The sequence below is a fragment of the Erythrobacter sp. RANMB8 genome (genome assembly GCF_056848235.1).
In genome coordinates, this window is record NZ_JBREHG010000010.1 from 32,091 (window position 1) to 49,298 (window position 17,208).

Consider the following 17,208-nt stretch of genomic DNA (forward strand, 5'->3'; position numbering starts at 1 on the left):
CTCGACACGAACGGTTAGGGAAGCGGCAAACGGGAGAGCGTTTTCATGTCCGATTACATCCTCGTGCTCGATGAAGGCACCACCTCCACCCGCGCCATGCTGTTCGCCAGCGACGGGGTGCTGGTGGCGAGCGCGCAGGCACCGATCACGCAGCACTATCCGCAATCGGGCTGGGTCGAGCATGACCCGCGCGAGATCTGGGGCAAGAGCCTCGCCTGCGCGCTCGAAGTCGTGCCCAAGGCGGGGGGCGCGGCGAGCATCGCCTGCATCGGCATCACCAACCAGCGCGAAACCGTGGTGGCGTGGGACAAGGCCACCGGAGAGCCGCTGACCAACGCGATCGTATGGCAGGACCGCCGCACCGAACCCTTCTGCGCCACCTTGCGCGAAGGCGGCCACGAGGCAGAGGTGCAGCGCCGCACCGGCCTGCTGCTCGATCCCTATTTCTCCGGCACCAAGATGCGCTGGATGCTCGATAATGTGCCCGAAGTGCGCGCCGCGGCAGAGAAGGGCACGCTGGCCTTCGGCACGGTCGAAAGCTGGCTGACCTTCAAACTGGCAGGCGGCGCGCATGTCACCGATGCCAGCAACGCCAGCCGCACGCTGCTGATGGGGCTGGAAGATGCGCAGTTCGATGCCGGGCTGTGCGACCTGCTCGGCGTGCCGCGCAGCGCCCTGCCGCAAGTGATCGACTGCGCGGGGCAGGGTCTTGCCACCGATCCCGAGCTGTTCGGGCGGGCGATCCCGATCACCGGTTTTGCCGGGGACCAGCAGGCCGCGACCATCGGGCAGGGGTGCCTTGCTCCGGGGCAGACCAAGGCGACCTATGGCACCGGCGCTTTCGTGCTGACCTGTCAGGGCGATGCCATCCCGCAATCGGCCAACCGTCTGCTCGGCACGGTGCTGACCCAGCTTGGCGGGCGGCGCAGCTATGCGATCGAAGGTTCGGTGTTCGTCGCGGGCAGCCTGGTGCAATGGCTGCGGGATTCGCTCGGCATTGTCGATCTTGCCTCGGAGACCGAGGCGCTGGCGCGTTCGATCCCCGATAGCGGCGGGGTGGTGATCGTGCCCGCCTTGTCGGGCCTTGGCGCGCCGCACTGGCAGGCCGAGGCACGCGGCGTGATCGCGGGCCTCAGCTTTTCGAGCGGCAAGGCGCATCTCGCCCGCGCCGCGCTGGAGGCGATGGCGCACCAGACCCACGATCTGGCGACCGCCTTCGCTGCCGATGGTGCACCCTGGCAGACGCTCAGGATCGATGGCGGCATGGCGGCCAATGACTGGATGGCGCAGGATCTGGCCGATATGCTGGGGATCACGGTCGAACGGCCCGGCTTTGTCGAGACGACAGCCTTGGGCGCGGCGATGCTGGCGGCGTGCGGGGCGGGGATGCATGCCAGCCTCGATGCGGCAGCGCAGGCGATGCGCGGGCGGCTCCACACCTTCGAACCGGCGATGGAGGGTGAGGTCAGGGAGGCGCGGCTGGCGGCGTGGAAGAAAGCTCTGGCGGCGGCGTGATGTTGGACAGGCTTGGGCGGTTCTAGACCCCCTCTAGACCCGTCCAGACCCCCTTTAGACCCCTTTTAGCCCCGTTTTGCCCAATGTTTCACGTGAAACATTGGCGGAGCAGGTTCTAGCCGAGCCGCCCGAAGGTCTGTCCGATCCGGTCCTGAAACGCCTGCACCGGCGATGCCATGTCGCAATGCGCGCGCCACGCTTCGTCCAGCCGGGCGATGCGCTGGTGCAGCCTTTCGGTATCGGCGATCAGTTCGCGGGTTTCGGGTTCGAGCAGCGCCAGCTGCGCTGCATCCGACCCGCGATCGGGCGGCAGCGATCCGTGCAGGCGCACCTGCCGCTCGCTCAACTCGCCCGAAAACAGCGCCCGCTGGTTGAGCAGCCACGCCAGCACATGCATCATCCGCGTGGTGGTCTTCAGCCCTTCGGTCGAGAGCGCGAGGCGCACGAAGGCGTCCTCCCCCGCCAGCGGCTCGCGGGTGCCGGCGGCGAACACGGCGCGCACCTCGTCAGCGAGCACGAGCGCTTCGGTATAGAGTGCCTCGATGATCGGGCGGGACAGATTGGTGGTTCGGGCCATGTCGCGGCACAGACTACGCTCGCCGCGCCCTGTCCGCCACCGGACTATGGTTACTTTCCAAGCAATTTTTGGCTCTCGTCCCGCACGGGCACAGAATTTACGTTTCGCTAAGCATGAGCCATCTGCGTTTCGCGCCAGCGAAACCGCAAAAATTACGCGATGATATCGGGCAGCAGCGTGTCTTCGATGATCGCGATCTGGTCGCGCAGGCGCAGCTTGCGCTTTTTCAGCCGGGCGATCTGCAACTGGTCGGCCCCGGCATTGGTGCGGGCAGCTTCGGTCAAGGCGGCAATCGCGGCGTCGAGGTCGCGATGCTCGGTCTTGAGCAATTCGAGCTTTTTGCGCAGCTCCTGCTCGGTCATTCCTGACTGGTATCCCTTCCGAATGCCCCGTTCGCCACAATGGCGAAAACCGGTGACGATGCACAGGCGCGCAATCCACGGCTGCGCTACGCGTTCCCGCCTGATTCGATAAGGTGCGCGGACAAATTTTCCACCCGCTGCTTCGCGGCGCAGGCATCGCGGTTCGTCGCAGCCAGCCACGCATGCGCCGATTTACGTTCCATTACGACTTTGCATTCTAGCTTCGGTGTGGTTTCAATGAAACCTGCGGCTCGGCCGCGTCATGTGCCGAGTCGCCTTTTCCGGGGGCATACCCCCGCACGCAAAGGAGAACGCATAATGGCATCGACCGCAGTGTCTTCCCACCTCAACGCCCTTCAGAGCAAGCACGCCGGCCTCGAAGCCCGCCTGCGCGAGGAAATGGCCCGGCCCGTGCCCGACACCGCGATGATCCAGTCTCTCAAGAAGCAGAAACTGCGATTGAAGGAAGAGATTTCCTCGCATTGATGGCCTGATCACGTGGCGTGCGGCGCAGCGGGTCACATGCGCCATTGCAGGTTACCGGTCTGAACCGTAAACCTCATGGCCATGACAGCCGCTGCCGCCGCCCGCCAGATCCTGACCCGCCTGACCGAGGTGATGGCCTCGCGCATGCACGCGCAGGCCAAGCTGGATCAGGTGGTCGAGATTATCGGCGAATGCCTGTCGAGCGAGGTGTGCTCGATCTATCTGCTGCGCGAAGGGATGCTCGAACTCTTCGCCACCCGCGGCCTTAATCAGAGCGCGGTGCACGTCACCCGCATGGCAATCGGCGAAGGGCTGACCGGCGCGATTGCGCAGAAGGTCGAAACCCTCAATCTGGCCGAGGCCAAGGCCCATCCCGATTTCCAGTACCGCCCCGAAACGGGCGAGGAAAAGTTCCACTCTTTCGCCGGTGTCCCGATCGTCTACCGCGAACGTGCGGTGGGCGTCCTGTGCGTCCAGCATGTCGAACCGCGCCGCTATGAAGAGGTCGAGATCGAGGCGCTCCAGACCACCGCGATGGTGCTGTCCGAACTGATCGCCAATGCCGAACTGGTCGATGAGGAACAGGCGCTGGGCCTCACCGCCGAACAGGTCGGGCCGCAGACGCTGACCGGGCTGACGCTGGTGAAAGGGCTGGGCGCCGGCCATGCCGTCTACCACCAGCCGCGGGTCGAAATCACGCAGGTGATGGCCGAGGATACCGAAGCCGAACGCCAGCGGGTCTACCGCGCCTTTGACCGGATGCGCGAGCAGATCGACGCGCTTGCCAGTCAGGCCGAATTCGGCGTGGGCGGAGAGCACGAGGAGGTGCTCGAAACCTACAAGATGTTCGCGTACGACGAAGGCTGGTCGCGCCGGATCAACGAGGCGATCGATTCCGGCCTCACCGCCGAAGCCGCGATCGAACGCGTGCAGCAGCACACCCGGATGCGGATGCGCGAGATCGACGATCCGCTGCTGGCCGACCGGATGCACGATCTGGAGGATCTGGCGAACCGCCTGCTGCGCATTGTCGCAGGCCAGGTCGGCACCGCCGCCTCGCAGGGCCTGCGCCGCGACACCATCCTGATCGCCCGCAATCTCGGCCCGGCAGAGCTGCTCGAATATGACAAGCGCCGGCTGAAGGGCGTGATCCTTGAGGAAGGCTCGCTCACCGCGCATGTGGTGATCGTGGCCCGCGCCATGAACGTGCCGGTGATCGGGCGCGCCAAGGGCGTGCGCACCACCATCCGCGAAGGCGACGAAATCCTGCTGGATGCCAGCGCGGGCAATGCCATCATCCGCCCCCTGCCGCAGGTGGCCGACGCGTTTCAGGCGCGCTTTGCCAAGAGCCGCGAAAAGCAGGCGGCCTATGCGTCGCTGCGCGATGTCGAGCCTTTCACCCGCTGCGGCACCCGCATCCAGGTGATGATGAACGCTGGCCTGCGCGACGACATGAGCTCGCTCGGCCTGACGGGCGCGGACGGGGTGGGCCTGTTCCGCACCGAGTTCCAGTTCCTCGTCTCGGCCACCCTGCCGCAGCGCGACCGCCAGACGCGGCTCTACCGCGATGTGCTCGATGCCGCCGGAGACAAGCCGGTGATCTTCCGCACGGTGGATATCGGCGGCGACAAGTCGGTGCCCTATCTCGCCAGCGAAATCGCCGCGCAGGATGAAAACCCGGCAATGGGCTGGCGCGCGCTGCGCCTTGCGCTGGAACGCGAAGGCCTGATGAAGGTGCAAGCGCGTTCGCTGCTCGAAGCGGCGGCGGGGCGTTCGCTTTACGTTATGTTCCCGATGGTCAGCGAGCCGTGGGAATTCGATGCCGCCAAGGCGGTGTTCGACGAACAGCTTGCCTATCTGCGCGCCCAGAAGAAGCTGCTGCCCGAACGGATCAGTTTCGGCGCGATGCTGGAAGTGCCCGCGCTGGCCGAAGTGCTCGATCTGCTGCTGCCGAAATTGAGCTTCCTGTCGATCGGCACCAATGATCTGACCCAGTTCCTGTTTGCCGCTGACCGGGCCAACCCCAAGCTGGCCGAACGCTATGACTGGCTGTCGCCCTCGATCATGCGCTTCCTGCGCCGCGTGATGCAATCGAGCATCGGCAGCGGGGTGGATCTGGGCGTGTGCGGCGAGATGGGCGGACGGCGGCTGGAAGCGCTGGCGCTGCTCGGCATCGGCTATCGCCGCCTGTCGATCACCCCTGCCGCGGTCGGTCCGATCAAGGAACTGGTGCGCAAGGTCGATCTGGCAGAGCTGACCGCGGCGATGACCGCATGGCTCGCCGAACCGGGCCGCAACCTGCGCGCCGAACTGTCGGCATGGGCCGATGCGCGCGGGATCGAGTATGATTGACCGCTGATGAGACTGGACGAGGCCTGCGCAAGCTGCGGGGCCATCGTGGCGCTTGACAGAAGCCTCGCCAAAGGGTGAGTCCTGTTCAAGCGGAATTCACCATAAACACACCACAAAGCCTCGATAGAAGGCGCGGACCCGGGTCATGGATAGCGAACACGATAACGGCGCGGATGGCGCGCAGGATACTCCCGTTGCCGGAGCAGGCGCGCAATTGCGTGCCGCGCGCGAAGGGCTGGGCCTGGCGCTGGCGCATATCGCCGCGGAAACCCGCATCCCGCTGCGGCATCTCGAAGCGATCGAGGACGGCAATTTCGAAGCCTTGCCCTCGCGCGCCTATGCCATCGGCTTTACCCGCACCTTCGCCAAGGCGGTCGGTCTGGATTCGGCGGCGATCACCGATGCGGTGCGCGCCGAGCTGGCGGACGGGTCGATGCAGCGCACGGTCCCGACCTCGTCGATGGAGCCGGGCGATCCGGCGCGTCTGCCTTCGTCCGGGCTGGCGTGGGCGGGTGCAGCGGCCGCGCTGGTGCTGATGGTGGGGGCCTATGCCTTCTACAATGCCTATTTCGGCGCAGGGACCGAGCCGGGATCGCTGATCGAGCCTGCACCTGCCGCTGCGCCGGGGCCGGTCGCCAGCGCCAGTCCCGCCGCCACTGCGCCCGCAGCGGGCGGCGCGGTGGTGCTGACCGCGCTGGAAGACGGGATCTGGCTGCGGCTTTACGAAGAGGGCGGTGAACGCCTGCTCGAACGCACGCTGAAGCAGGGCGAGACCGTGGCCGTGCCCGCCACCGCCGCCGATCCGCGGATCAACACCGGCCGTCCCGATGCCTTGGGAATTACCGTGGGCGGCAAGGCGGTTGCGAAACTGTCCGACCGGCCGACGACGCTTTCGGGTGCGCCGGTTTCGGCTGCGGCGCTGCTGGCTCGGGCGGCACCGGCCGGTGCGACGGCGAGCGCTGCGCCCACGCCGGCAAGCACCGTGGCAACCGGCGCTCCCGCTCAGGCCCCGGTCCGCCGCGCGGCATCGCGCCCCGCGCCTGCGCCGACGGCCAGCGCGCCGGTGATGCAGACCCTGCCCGAGGCACCGGCCCCGGCCCCTGCGGAAACCGCGACCGGCACGGCCGACGAAGGCACGGCAAACTAGAGCACTTTCCGACCAATCCGGGTCATCCTGACGGAGCCGATTTTGGCCCAGCGCGAGGAGTGAGGAGGGAGCCATGCCGCAGCATAGTGACCGACGAAGGACGTGGCGCCGGGCCAAAATCGGCCCGCCCCTTCGGGGTTGCGCCAGGAAGCCCGCTGGCTACGTTGCGGCACTTGCAGGGGCAACCAGCCCCTGCCGCGCGCCACGCCTTTCCAGCGGACTTCCTGACGCAATCAGGCTGATCCGGATTGGTCGGAAAGTGCTCTAACTTTACAATTCACCGCGATTTCCGGTTGATTAGGGGGCCTGCCGCTCTCGACTTGGCGGCCATGACGCGGCAGGGATTCCGGAGACGTTCATGTGCGCCGCGCCACATCGGGGCGGCCATTGCCAGGGAGCCTGTCGCGCCATGACCACCGCCCTTAGGATCATTCCCGCACGCCTCGCCGGCCTTGTGCTGGCCGCTGCCGTGGTCGTCACGGCGCCGTCACCGGCGTTTGCGCAGGACAGCGCCGGTGAAGCCCGCATCCGCAAGATCGAGGCCGAGATCCGCGCGCTCCAGCGCAAGGTCTTCCCCGGCGGCGACGGACGCTTCTTCGAGCCGCAGATCACCCCTGGCGCCGAAGCGGCGACAACCGCCGCCGCGCCTGCCACGGGCGCGCCCTCGACCACGGCGGTGACCGATATCCTCGTCCGGCTCGATGCGCTGGAGGCACAGTTGCAGCGCCTGACCGCGCGCTCGGAAGAGCAGGCCAATGCCATGGCGCTGATGGAAACGCGGCTCGCGGCGCTGGAGACGGCGGCAGGCGCACCGCTGGCAGGCACCACCCCCGCACCCGCCATCACGACCGCGACGCCCGTGCCGTCACCGATGCCGACCCCGACACCGGCCCCGCGGGTGGCAACCCCTGCCCCGGCCCCGGCTCCCGCCACCACGCCGCCTGCCGCCGCGCCCAGCCCCACGCGGCTCGCAGCGGTGCAGGCGATCGCCAAGCCGCAGACGGCTGACGCTGGCGATGATGAATATTCCTACGGCTTCCGCCTGTGGAACGCGGGCTTCTTCCCCGAAGCGCGCCAGCAGCTGACCAAGTTCGTCGAGCAATATCCCAACCATGCGCGCATCAGCTTTGGCCGCAACCTGCTGGGCCGCGCCTTCCTTGACGACAACATGCCCGAAGATGCCGCGCGCTGGTTCCTGCGCAATTACCAGGCCAACAAGAACGGCGACCGCGCGCCCGACAGCCTGCTCTATCTCGGCGCGTCGATGATCGCGATGAAGGACACCAAGCGCGCCTGCATCGCGCTGGCGGAATTTGCCGAAACCTATCCGCTGATCGCCTCCGGGCGCCTCGCCAGCGACTATCAGGCCAACCGCGCCAAGGTGAAGTGCAGCTGACGCAGCAGGCCGCACGCTTCGCCGCCGGATTGGCGGCGCTGTGGCCTGAGGACGAGCGCAGCGGCCCGCTGGGTCTGGCGGTATCGGGCGGGCCTGACAGTCTTGCGCTGCTGTTGCTCGCCCATGCCGTCCTGCCGGGGCGGATCGCGGTTGCCAGCATCGATCACGGCCTGCGCCCCGAAGCGGCGGGCGAAGTCGCTCTGGTCGAGCGGATCGCGGGAGAGCGGGGCATTCCCTTCACCGCGCTGACAGTCAGCCTCGCGCCCGGCAATGTGCAGGCGCGGGCGCGGCAGGCGCGTTACGCCGCGCTGGCGGACTGGGCGCAGGCGGCCGGTCTTGGCGCCATCGCCACCGCGCACCATGCCGATGATCAGGCCGAAACCCTGCTGATGCGCCTCAACCGTGGCAGCGGGCTGGCAGGGCTCGCCGGCGTTCGGGGCCGTTCGCAGATCGAAGCGAGCGAAGTCACGCTGCTGCGTCCGCTGCTTGGCTGGCGCAAGGCCGAACTCGCCGCGCTGGTGGCGCAGGCGGGGATCACCCCCGCGCAGGACCCGTCCAACGCCAACCCCGATTTCGACCGCGCCCGCCTGCGCGCTGCGCTGGCCGGGGCCGACTGGCTCGACCCCGCGCAGATTGCCGCGAGCGCCGGCCACCTTGCCGAAAGCCTGATCGCGCTGGAATGGTATGCCGAGCTTGACTGGCACGAGATGGTGATGCGCGACGAGGAGGCTCCCGGCGGCCTCGGCTACACCTATTGCGCCAATGTGCCGCGGGTGATCGCGATCGAGACGATCTGCAAGATCATCGCCGCGCTCGGCGGCCATGCCACCCGCAGCGAGGCAGCACGGGCATGGGACCGGCTATGGGCGGGCCAGAACGCCTCGATCGGCGGCGTGCTGGCAGTGGCCGGTATCGAGAAGGTGGAGAAAGTCGGCGTGAGGATGCGGGTCTGGCGCTTCCGGCCGGAACCGGCGAGAGGGCGTATGAACTGATTTGATCGCGCTGACGCACGATGCAGACCTCCCGCCCCGCCTCCCCACCCGGCCACCAAGAATACCATTAGGGTATGGTGGCCGGGTGGGGAGGCGGGGCGGGCGGTCTGCGCCACCGAAGGTGGCCGAAAAATCACATCACCTTATCGCCGATCCCGATCATCTTGCCGCGGGTGATGATCACCTTGTCCCCGCGCTTGGTGGCGGCGAACAGGCGGGCGGCGAATTCGTCCGGCACGCCGATGCAGCCGTGGCTGGCATAACCGTTCATCACCGGCGAACCGTGGATCGCGATGCCGGTATTGGTCAGCCACAGGCTGTGGGGCATCGGGGCGTTGTCATATTTCCGCGAATAGTGTTCGCGCGATTTGTTCAGCACCGGAAAGGTGCCCAGCGGTGTCGGGTGCGACTGGGTGCCGAGCAGGGCGACCGCCGTGCCGATTTCGTGCCCGTCGCGGAACGCACTGATCACGCGGGCTTCCAGATCGACGGTGATCACCAGCTTGCCGGTGGCAGGGGCAGCGCTTTCGTCCCAGAACCAGTCCCCGTAACGGATCGTGCCTTCGATCGGCAGGATCGACTTGATCACGAAGGGATCACTGGCAGCCCGCGCCGACAGAGCAGGGGCAGGCGCGGCGACAGGGAGGGGCTGCACCACCTCGCTGGAAATCATCCGCACTGCCGGGCCGCGCGGGGCGGGATCGACGACCGGAGCTGTCACCCCGTCATCGGCCAGCGGCGGCAATCCGGCATAGGCCATCGCCGCCTCGTCCACCTTTGTGGGGGCGGCTGCGACCGGCATTTCGGCATCGGGATCGATCCGTTCGAACGGGCCGGAAACGCGCTGTGCGGCGAGCGGCTGGGCCAGCACGGCGGTGGCAGCAAGGGCGAGCGGCAGGGCGAATGAACGGATCATGCCCGCGATTATGCCGCGTTAGCCTTTTTCATTCCAGCCCTTAACCATGGCGCGTCCCTTGCGGGGACGGTGGCGGGCGAGGGGTTAACGCAGGCCCCGGGCGGGGCTTCCGAGATTCCGCTTTCCTTTGCGGGGCGTTCGCGGGAAAAGACAGGCTGAACAAGGGGATCGCCATCATGACACCATCCGCCCGCATCCTGCTCGCGCTCGCCGCCGCGCTGGTGGCCGCGCCGCTCGCCGCGCAGGAAGCCGCGCCCGAGCCGCTGCCCGACCTGTCGGCGATGAGCGGCGAGGAGGTGCTGGCGTTGTTCAGCAAGACCAGCGGGCGCTGGCTGCGCGAGCCCTGCAATTTCGGCGTCCCCGTCACCATGGCGCTGGAGGAGAAGATCGGCAAGACCGTGCCGATCCGCCGCGCGCGGCTTTATGCGGCGGCGATCTGCGCCGACACGGAAAAGCGCTATGCCGAGGGCGCGGCGCTGGCACAGGAGTTCAACGCGGTCGATCCGGCGCAGCAGGATGTCGGTCTTGCGCTCTATTTCGCACGGCGGCTGGAGGATGCCGACATGGCGCTGGCGACCCTCGGCGCGCTGGAGAGCAAGGCGCTCGGCGAACTGGAGAAGGACGAATACTGGGCCACCGGCCGGATGCTTGCCAAGGCGGGGCGGGCAAAGGATCACGACGCCTTGTCGCTGGCCTGGGTGGAGAGCGGCAAGCTCGCCTTCATCGACGGCGAACTGCACGAAGGCATCGCCCTGCGCGGCCTGCGCGAGGCGGCGCGCACCGGACGGGCGGACATGGTCGATCAGCTGCTGGTCTCGATCACCAGTCCGCCGAGCTATATCGATCTCCTCACCAGCCGCGATTACGCGCCATTCTGGCCGCAGATCGAACAGCGCGCGGGGGCCAACCTTGCCGCCATCGGGGCCGAGCACGTGCGCATGACGGCCGCGCGGCTGACCAACGCCGCGAGCGATCGCGACCGCCTGTCTGCTGCTGCCCACGCACTGCACTACAATGGCCAATATGCCGATGCGATCGCGCTGGCCCAGCGCTGGCGCGCGCGCTCCGGCCCCGATGCGCCGATCGAGGAAGGTGACGGCTGGGCGCTCAATATCGAGGCCTATGCCCATGACGCGCTCGGCCAACCGAAAAAGGCCGATGCGGTGTTCGAGGAACTGGCGAAGCTCGACCCCGACCAACACCCGTGGGTGGTCAATTTCGTGATCAACCGCGCCTCGCGGCTGGTCGGGCAGGGGCGCTGGAAAGAGGGCCTGAAGGCCACGGTGCTGGCACGCGAGGTGGCCGAAAAGCACGGCAGCCTCTATGCGAAAATGATCATCGCCCGCGACCGCGCCTGCGTGCTCGAACGGCTGGGGCGGGCGGAGGTGGCGGCCAGCGAACTCGCCTTTCTGCGCGAGAATGCGAGGGAAGCGATAGCATTCGCGGTGCGCGGATTGCTCTGCCACGGCCAGCGGGACGAGGCGGCAGCGATGCTGCTCGCCGCGCTGCGCGACGAGACCCGGCGCCCGGATGCGCTGAGCGCCTTCCAGACCGACGAGCTCGACCTGTTCTACACCGCCTCGATCCTGCCCGATGCGCGCGATCTGCTTGCCGGATACCCCGAGCTTGCGGGCGAGCTGGCGCTGCATATGCGCGACATGCCGGAGGCCTATATACCGCAGGCGGCGCTGCGGCGGGTGGCGCTGAAAGAGGGGCCGATGCGCTAGGGCGGTTTCCTACAGCCCCTCTCGCGCGCTAGCCTGCCGCCCTTGCGTTCTTTGCCATCGTCATTGCCCCGCATTTGCCGCCATCCGGTGCCTGTTTGACAGGAGGTGTGCAATCAAGGCCCCGTTCCCCTGTCCGTCCGCACCGGACAGGGGGAATAATTACGATATAATTCAGATTTTTAATGGAATGGCGTGAAGGTGACAGGGTGTAACCTTTGTCACCTGCACAGGGGCGCGATCAGGCCAGTGCCCCGAACAGATCGTGCGCATCGGCATCCTCGATGGTCGCCTGCACGATGTCCCCCGGTTGCAGCGTGGCGGGCACGTTGCGCAGGTACACCGCGCCGTCGATCTCGGGTGCGTCGGCCTGGCTGCGGCCGGTGGCGCCGATGTCGCCATCCTCGTCCGCCTCGCCGACCTCGTCGATGATGACGGGGAGCGTGCGGCCGACTTTCGCGGCAAGCTTGGCAGCGCTGATGCGCTCGGTCACTTCCATGATCCTGGCGTAGCGTTCTTCCTTGACCGCTTCCGGCACCTGATCGGGCAGGGCGTTGGCTGCCGCGCCTTCGACCGGCTCGAACCGGAAGGCGCCGACGCGGTCAAGCTGCGCTTCCTCCAGCCAGTCGAGCAGATACTGGAAATCCTCCTCGGTCTCGCCGGGGAAGCCCACCACGAAAGAACTGCGGATGGCGATATCCGGGCAGATGTCGCGCCACGACTTGAGCCGTTCGAGCACCTTGGCCTCGTTTGCCGGACGCTTCATCAGCTTCAGCACTTTCGGCGAGGCGTGCTGGAACGGGATGTCGAGATAGGGCGTCAGCAGCCCTTCGGCCATCAGCGGAATGACCTGATCGACATGGGGATAGGGGTAGACATAATGCAGCCGCACCCACGGCGCATGGCCTTCGGGGGTGCGAAGCTGGCCCAGTTCGCGGGCGAGATCGGTCATGTGGGCGCGGACGGGGTGACCCTTCCAGTCGCGGCTCTCGTGGCGGATATCGACCCCGTAGGCGCTGGTGTCCTGCGAGATGACGAGCAGTTCCTTCGTCCCCGCCGCAACCAGCTTCTCCGCTTCTCGCAGAACGGCATCAACCCGGCGGCTGGCGAGTTTCCCGCGAAGGGAGGGGATGATGCAGAAGGCGCAGGAGTGGTTACAGCCCTCGGAAATCTTGAGGTAGGAGTAATGGCGCGGAGTAAGCTTGATATCGGGCTGCGGGATCAGGTCGATGAAGGGGCCTTGGCTTGGCGGGGCGTGGGTGTGCACCGCCTCGACCACCTGCTCGTACTGGTGCGCGCCGGTGATCGCCAGCACCTGCGGGTGCGCGGCGCGGATCGCGTCGGCTTCCTCGCCCATGCAGCCGGTCACGATCACGCGGCCATTTTCGGCGATGGCCTCTCCGATCGCGGCGAGGCTTTCCTCCTTGGCGGAATCGAGGAAGCCGCAGGTGTTGACCAGCACCACATCTGCCCCGGCATAATCCTCGGCAAAGGCATAGCCATCGGCGCGCAGGCGGGTGAGGATCCGCTCGGAATCGACCAGCGCCTTGGGGCAGCCGAGCGAGACCATGCCGATTTTCTTCTGGTCGGGGATCGTGGTTGCAGGGGTGTTCATAGCGGCGCGCCCCTACACTGTGCGCAGGGTTTGCGCCAGAATATCCTCGCACAGGGCGGTCGCGGGGTTGACCGGGGGGCGGTTGGCTTGGCATTCTGGGGCATGATCGCAAAGCTCTTCACCGACCACCCCCGCTCCATCGGCGAAACCTATGGCCAGCACGCCCGCACCGCCTTCAGCTTTGGCGCACGGATGGTGGTTGGCGGGCTTGCCTGCATGGTCCACGCGCTGGTGCCCGGCCTGTTCGTCAAGACCGCAAGCCGCACCGTGGTGCAGCTCGACGCCGAAATGCGCGGGCGGAAAGCCACACCGGCAGAGGAAGAATTCGCCTACGTGATCTAGGCTGGCAAGGAGGCGAGGCGGATGAGCGATTTTGCCCTTTGGCCGGTACTGGCAGGCACCGCGGCGTTCTTTCTGGTGGGGGCGCTGTGGTATGGCGTCATCTTCGCCAAGCCGTGGCAGCGGGCGGCGGGGCTGACCAACACCCAGCTGCAAAGCGGCAATATGGGGGTGATCTTCGGCCTCACCTTCGCATTTGAAATGCTGGTTGCGATGGTGCTGTGGCACCTTGTCGCCCGCACCGATCCGCCGCCGCACGTGGTGATGATGATGGCTGCCGGGTTTGCAGCAGGGGTAATGATCCCCGCGATCGGGATCAATTACCTCTATCTCAGGAAGCCGCTGGCGCTGTTCCTGATCGATGCCGGGCATTTCCTGGCCGGCATGGCGGCGATGGGCGGGGTGTTCGTCTGGTTTCGCAGTTAGACGCTGTCGCTGCCTGCGGTCGGGACGATCTCGACCACCACATCGCCGGGCTGGAGCGTCTTGCACTCGTCCTCCCAGAAACCGATGGCGCGGCCGTTGCGATAGACCCTGAGGCCCTGACCGCCGCTCTTGAGATTGTCGATCGAGCAGTTGCATTCATCCGGCCCGATCACCCGCTCCACCAGCTGCACCCGCCCGCCGACGCTGGCAAGGTCGGCGAGATAATCGGCGATATGCGCGCCCTTGACGCTGCCGGCCAGCAGCAGGCCGGTGAAGCGCACCGGATTGATGACGATGTTCGCCCCGGCCTGCCGCGCCAGCAACTCGTTGTCGTCGGCCCGCACCACCACGCTGATCGGCACATCGGGGGCGAGATGGCGCACGGTCAGCACGATCAGGATCGATGTGTCGTCCCGCCCGGCGGACACCAGCACGCTCTGCGCCTCGGCAATGCGCACCGACTTCAGCGTTTCATCCCGCGTCGCATCGGCTGACATCACGTTGACGCCCAGCTTTTCCGCCTCGGCAAGGCGATCTTCGGATGGGTCGATCACCACGATCCGGCGCGGATCCACACCGCGCTCGATCAGCTCCCCGACGCTCTGCGAGCCGGACACGCCGTAGCCGAGCACCACGACATGATCGGTCAGCTGTTCCTGAATGCGAGCCATGCGCCATTTCTCCCAGCTGCGCTTGATGACGAAATCGTAGGCCGCGCCCACGAAGATGAACAGGACCGCGATCCGCACCGGCGTGACGATCACCGCCTCGATCAGCCGCGCACGGTCCGAAATCGGAGCGATATCGCCAAAGCCGGTGGTGGTGATGCTGATCATGGTGAAATAGACCACGTCGAGGAAGCTGACATGGTTGTCGTAGCCGTCCTTCAGCCCTGCCCGGTCGAACCAGTGGATCAGGATGACGAAGGCGATCAGCAGGAACGCCAGCCCCATGCGGATGCTGATGTCGCCCCAGACCGGGATCTTCACCTGCCGCCGCAGCGGGCGGAACTGGTCGGCGAGCATCGCCCTGCGGCGGAACGGGTTGCGGCTGGCCCCCTGATCGCGCGCGCCTGCCATCAGCCCCCGAACCGTTCTGCCAGAATGCCGATGGTCGAATAGTGGGTCAGATCAAGCTGCAAGGGCGTGACCGCGACATAGCCGTCGTCGATCGCTTCCAGATCGGTGCCGTGATCAAGGGTATGCTCGATCGGATCGAGCCCGAACCAGAAATAGCGGTAGCCGCGCGGATCGCGGCCTTCGACGATGCTGCCGCGCGAATAATCGTGGAAGCCCTGCCGCACCACGCGGATGCCCTTGACCGCTTCGGGGGCAATCGCGGGGAAGTTGACGTTGATCAGCGTGCGTTCGGCCATCGGCGCGTCGATCAGCTTTTCGAGCACCTTCGCCCCCCATTCGCGGGCCGCGCCGAAGGGCACGTCATCGCCCATGCCTTCGCGGGCATAGACCTGGCTGAAAGCGATCGAGCGGATGCCTGCCAGCGCGCCTTCGATCGCGGCAGAGACGGTGCCGGAATAGGTGATGTCATCGCCGAGGTTGGCCCCGCGATTGACGCCGGACAGGATGATATCGGGCGCGTCGGGCATCACCGTGCGCAGCGCCATCATCACGCTGTCGGTCGGCGTGCCGGTGACAGCAAAGCGCCGCTCGCCCAGCTGTTGCAGCCGGACGGGGCGGGTGAGCGTCAGCGAGTGACCCGCGCCCGATTGCTCCTCGGACGGGGCGCAGATCCAGATATCGTCGGAAAACTGGCGCGCGATGTGTTCCAGCACCTTGAGGCCCGGGGCGTGAACGCCGTCGTCATTGGTGAGGAGGATGCGCATCAGGCGGCGGGCTCCAGCTTGGTGACGCCGCCCATATAGGGCAGCAAGGCGTCAGGCACGGTCACACTGCCATCGGCGTTCTGGTAGTTTTCGATCACCGCTACCAGCGTGCGCCCGACCGCAAGGCCGGAGCCGTTCAGGGTGTGGACGAACTCGGTCCGCTTCTCGCCCCCACTCTCTTTGGCCACGCGGTAGCGGGTGTTCATGCGGCGGGCCTGGAAGTCGCCGGTGTTCGAGCAGGAACTGATCTCGCGGAACGCACCCTGTCCGGGGAGCCAGACCTCAAGGTCATAGGTCTTGCGCGCCCCGAAGCCCATGTCGCCGGTGCACAGCAGCAGCTTGCGATAGGGGAGGGCGAGGCGTTCGAGGATGGTCTCGGCGGCGCGGACCATGCGCTGGTGTTCGGCCTCGCTGTCTTCGGGCCGCACGATGCTGACCAGCTCGCACTTTTCGAACTGGTGCTGGCGGATGAAGCCGCGGGTGTCCTTGCCCGCCGCGCCGGCCTCGGACCGGAAGCACAGGGTCAGCGCGGTGAGGCGCATGGGGAGCGCGGCCTCGTCGAGCAATTCGCCCATGACACTGGCGGTGAGGGAGACTTCGCTGGTGGGGATGAGCCAGCGGCGGTTCAGCGCAAAGTCCATTCTCTGAAGCAATGTTTCACGAAAACCGGGTTCGGCCCGCTCAAGATTGTCGCAGAACGGTTTGTCCTTGAGTAAATCGAGAACAAACTCGATTTGGTTCTCACTGTAGCTCAGCCTGCTGATGGAGAAGGAATCGTTCTCAAACTTCGGCAGCTTGTCGGTGCCATACATGGCATCGTCGCCCACCAGCACCGGCGGGTTGCATTCCGCATAGCCGTGCTCGCCGGTCTGCACGTCGAGCATGAACTGGCCGAGCGCGCGGTGCAGGCGGGCCATTGGCCCACGCAGGAAGGTGAACCGCGCACCCGAAAGCCGCGCGCCGGTTTCGAAATCCATGCCGAGTGCAGGCGCGATGTCGGCGTGTTCCTTCGGGGTGAAGTCGAATGCACGCGGCTTGCCCCAGCGGCTGACTTCGACGTTTTCTTCCTCGCTCGCGCCGTCGGGAACGTCCGCGCCGGGGAGGTTGGGGATGATTTCGAGCTTGGCCTTGAGCTCTGCCGCCAGCTCGTCGGCACGGGCTTCCAGCGCGGGCATCGCGTCCTTCAAGGCGGCGACTTCGGCCTTGATCGCCTCGGCCCCCTCGCGGTCGCCCTTGGCCATCGCCGCGCCGATCAGCTTGGATGCCTCGTTGCGGCGGCTCTGGGCGACCTGCACCGCGGTCACCGCAGCGCGGCGTTCCTCGTCGAGAGCAATCAGTCCGGCAGCCAGCGGGTCAAGCCCGCGCCGGGCCAGGCCAGCGTCAAAAGCCTCGGGGTTTTCGCGGATAAATCGGATGTCGTGCATGGGGCGCGCTATGCCCGCTCTCGCCATGCAAGGGAAGGGGCCAAGCGTAGTGGCAAGGGGCGGCGGTGACATTCGAGAGGCCGCCGCCCCTTGC

General features: G+C 66.7%; 16 protein-coding genes. 9 read left to right on the forward strand and 7 right to left on the reverse strand.

Annotated elements, in window-relative coordinates; translation table 11 throughout:
* The first annotated feature begins 45 nt into the window (after positions 1–45).
* Positions 46–1,515, forward strand: a complete 1,470-nt coding sequence (gene glpK, locus ACU0AG_RS11800) for a glycerol kinase GlpK (protein WP_482782478.1) — start codon at positions 46–48, stop codon at positions 1,513–1,515.
* Between the two features lie 115 nt (positions 1,516–1,630).
* On the opposite strand, the gene ACU0AG_RS11805 is transcribed toward glpK, so the two are convergent.
* Together ACU0AG_RS11805 and ACU0AG_RS11810 are read right to left on the reverse strand one after the other, a co-directional pair.
* Positions 1,631–2,092 carry a DUF1465 family protein gene (locus ACU0AG_RS11805; protein WP_482782479.1) on the reverse strand — a complete coding sequence of 154 codons (462 nt, stop codon included), beginning with the start codon at positions 2,090–2,092 and terminating at the stop codon, positions 1,631–1,633.
* 152 nt (positions 2,093–2,244) lie between these two features.
* Positions 2,245–2,454, reverse strand: a complete 210-nt coding sequence (locus ACU0AG_RS11810; RefSeq protein WP_482782480.1) for a DUF465 domain-containing protein — start codon at positions 2,452–2,454, stop codon at positions 2,245–2,247.
* A gap of 318 nt (positions 2,455–2,772) precedes the next feature.
* On the opposite strand from ACU0AG_RS11810, the gene ACU0AG_RS11815 reads away from it, so the two are divergent.
* From ACU0AG_RS11815 to tilS, 5 genes are all read left to right on the forward strand, one after another.
* A complete protein-coding gene (locus ACU0AG_RS11815) occupies positions 2,773–2,940 on the forward strand; it encodes a YdcH family protein (RefSeq protein WP_482782481.1) in 168 nt (55 codons plus the stop codon).
* 81 nt (positions 2,941–3,021) lie between these two features.
* The gene (ptsP, locus tag ACU0AG_RS11820) at positions 3,022–5,292 is read left to right on the forward strand and encodes a phosphoenolpyruvate--protein phosphotransferase (RefSeq protein WP_482782482.1); all 2,271 of its coding nucleotides are present in this window, start codon (positions 3,022–3,024) and stop codon (positions 5,290–5,292) included.
* A 145-nt stretch (positions 5,293–5,437) separates the two neighbouring features.
* Positions 5,438–6,439 carry a helix-turn-helix domain-containing protein gene (locus ACU0AG_RS11825; RefSeq protein ID WP_482782483.1) on the forward strand — a complete coding sequence of 334 codons (1,002 nt, stop codon included), beginning with the start codon at positions 5,438–5,440 and terminating at the stop codon, positions 6,437–6,439.
* Positions 6,440–6,848: 409 nt separating this feature from the next.
* A complete protein-coding gene (locus ACU0AG_RS11830; protein ID WP_482782484.1) occupies positions 6,849–7,835 on the forward strand; it encodes a tetratricopeptide repeat protein in 987 nt (328 codons plus the stop codon).
* Entirely contained in the window at positions 7,826–8,827 is a 1,002-nt protein-coding gene (gene tilS, locus ACU0AG_RS11835; RefSeq protein ID WP_482782485.1) for a tRNA lysidine(34) synthetase TilS, read from the forward strand. Before ACU0AG_RS11830 ends, tilS begins: the two co-directional genes overlap by 10 nt.
* 133 nt (positions 8,828–8,960) lie before the next feature.
* Here the strand turns inward: tilS and ACU0AG_RS11840 are convergent, their stop codons facing one another.
* The gene (locus tag ACU0AG_RS11840) at positions 8,961–9,743 is read right to left on the reverse strand and encodes a L,D-transpeptidase (RefSeq protein WP_482782486.1); all 783 of its coding nucleotides are present in this window, start codon (positions 9,741–9,743) and stop codon (positions 8,961–8,963) included.
* A 176-nt stretch (positions 9,744–9,919) separates the two neighbouring features.
* On the opposite strand from ACU0AG_RS11840, the gene ACU0AG_RS11845 reads away from it, so the two are divergent.
* Positions 9,920–11,470, forward strand: a complete 1,551-nt coding sequence (locus tag ACU0AG_RS11845) for a hypothetical protein (RefSeq protein ID WP_482782487.1) — start codon at positions 9,920–9,922, stop codon at positions 11,468–11,470.
* A 238-nt stretch (positions 11,471–11,708) separates the two neighbouring features.
* Here the strand turns inward: ACU0AG_RS11845 and rimO are convergent, their stop codons facing one another.
* Positions 11,709–13,082 carry a 30S ribosomal protein S12 methylthiotransferase RimO gene (gene rimO, locus ACU0AG_RS11850; RefSeq protein ID WP_482782488.1) on the reverse strand — a complete coding sequence of 458 codons (1,374 nt, stop codon included), beginning with the start codon at positions 13,080–13,082 and terminating at the stop codon, positions 11,709–11,711.
* A gap of 102 nt (positions 13,083–13,184) precedes the next feature.
* Between rimO and ACU0AG_RS11855 the strand changes: the two genes are divergently transcribed.
* Both ACU0AG_RS11855 and ACU0AG_RS11860 read left to right on the forward strand, forming a co-directional pair.
* The gene (locus ACU0AG_RS11855; RefSeq protein WP_482782489.1) at positions 13,185–13,424 is read left to right on the forward strand and encodes a DUF6356 family protein; all 240 of its coding nucleotides are present in this window, start codon (positions 13,185–13,187) and stop codon (positions 13,422–13,424) included.
* Positions 13,425–13,445: 21 nt separating this feature from the next.
* Entirely contained in the window at positions 13,446–13,847 is a 402-nt protein-coding gene (locus tag ACU0AG_RS11860; protein ID WP_482782490.1) for a DUF1761 domain-containing protein, read from the forward strand.
* Here ACU0AG_RS11860 and ACU0AG_RS11865 read toward each other — a convergent pair.
* Genes ACU0AG_RS11865 through serS form a run of 3 tightly spaced genes read right to left on the reverse strand, consistent with a single transcriptional unit; the run spans position 13,844 to position 17,114 of the window.
* The gene (locus ACU0AG_RS11865) at positions 13,844–14,872 is read right to left on the reverse strand and encodes a potassium channel family protein (RefSeq protein WP_482782543.1); all 1,029 of its coding nucleotides are present in this window, start codon (positions 14,870–14,872) and stop codon (positions 13,844–13,846) included. The two genes, ACU0AG_RS11860 and ACU0AG_RS11865, sit on opposite strands and share 4 nt — an antisense overlap.
* Positions 14,873–14,925: 53 nt before the next feature.
* Complete coding sequence (surE, locus tag ACU0AG_RS11870) at positions 14,926–15,690, reverse strand: 5'/3'-nucleotidase SurE (protein ID WP_482782491.1); 765 nt, start codon at positions 15,688–15,690, stop codon at positions 14,926–14,928.
* Entirely contained in the window at positions 15,690–17,114 is a 1,425-nt protein-coding gene (gene serS / locus ACU0AG_RS11875) for a serine--tRNA ligase (RefSeq protein WP_482782492.1), read from the reverse strand. Before serS ends, surE begins: the two co-directional genes overlap by 1 nt.
* Positions 17,115–17,208: the final 94 nt, after the last annotated feature.

Bases quoted from the DNA above. Each gene is read 5' to 3' on its own strand.
- glpK (WP_482782478.1), top strand. From the start codon at position 46: ATGTCCGATTACATCCTCGTGCTCGATGAAGGCACCACCTCCACCCGC.
- ACU0AG_RS11805 (WP_482782479.1), bottom strand. From the start codon at position 2,092: ATGGCCCGAACCACCAATCTGTCCCGCCCGATCATCGAGGCACTCTAT.
- ACU0AG_RS11810 (WP_482782480.1), bottom strand. From the start codon at position 2,454: ATGACCGAGCAGGAGCTGCGCAAAAAGCTCGAATTGCTCAAGACCGAG.
- ACU0AG_RS11815 (WP_482782481.1), top strand. From the start codon at position 2,773: ATGGCATCGACCGCAGTGTCTTCCCACCTCAACGCCCTTCAGAGCAAG.
- ptsP (WP_482782482.1), top strand. From the start codon at position 3,022: ATGACAGCCGCTGCCGCCGCCCGCCAGATCCTGACCCGCCTGACCGAG.
- ACU0AG_RS11825 (WP_482782483.1), top strand. From the start codon at position 5,438: ATGGATAGCGAACACGATAACGGCGCGGATGGCGCGCAGGATACTCCC.
- ACU0AG_RS11830 (WP_482782484.1), top strand. From the start codon at position 6,849: ATGACCACCGCCCTTAGGATCATTCCCGCACGCCTCGCCGGCCTTGTG.
- ACU0AG_RS11840 (WP_482782486.1), bottom strand. From the start codon at position 9,743: ATGATCCGTTCATTCGCCCTGCCGCTCGCCCTTGCTGCCACCGCCGTG.
- ACU0AG_RS11845 (WP_482782487.1), top strand. From the start codon at position 9,920: ATGACACCATCCGCCCGCATCCTGCTCGCGCTCGCCGCCGCGCTGGTG.
- rimO (WP_482782488.1), bottom strand. From the start codon at position 13,082: ATGAACACCCCTGCAACCACGATCCCCGACCAGAAGAAAATCGGCATG.
- ACU0AG_RS11855 (WP_482782489.1), top strand. From the start codon at position 13,185: ATGATCGCAAAGCTCTTCACCGACCACCCCCGCTCCATCGGCGAAACC.
- ACU0AG_RS11860 (WP_482782490.1), top strand. From the start codon at position 13,446: ATGAGCGATTTTGCCCTTTGGCCGGTACTGGCAGGCACCGCGGCGTTC.
- ACU0AG_RS11865 (WP_482782543.1), bottom strand. From the start codon at position 14,872: ATGCTCGCCGACCAGTTCCGCCCGCTGCGGCGGCAGGTGAAGATCCCG.
- surE (WP_482782491.1), bottom strand. From the start codon at position 15,690: ATGCGCATCCTCCTCACCAATGACGACGGCGTTCACGCCCCGGGCCTC.
- serS (WP_482782492.1), bottom strand. From the start codon at position 17,114: ATGCACGACATCCGATTTATCCGCGAAAACCCCGAGGCTTTTGACGCT.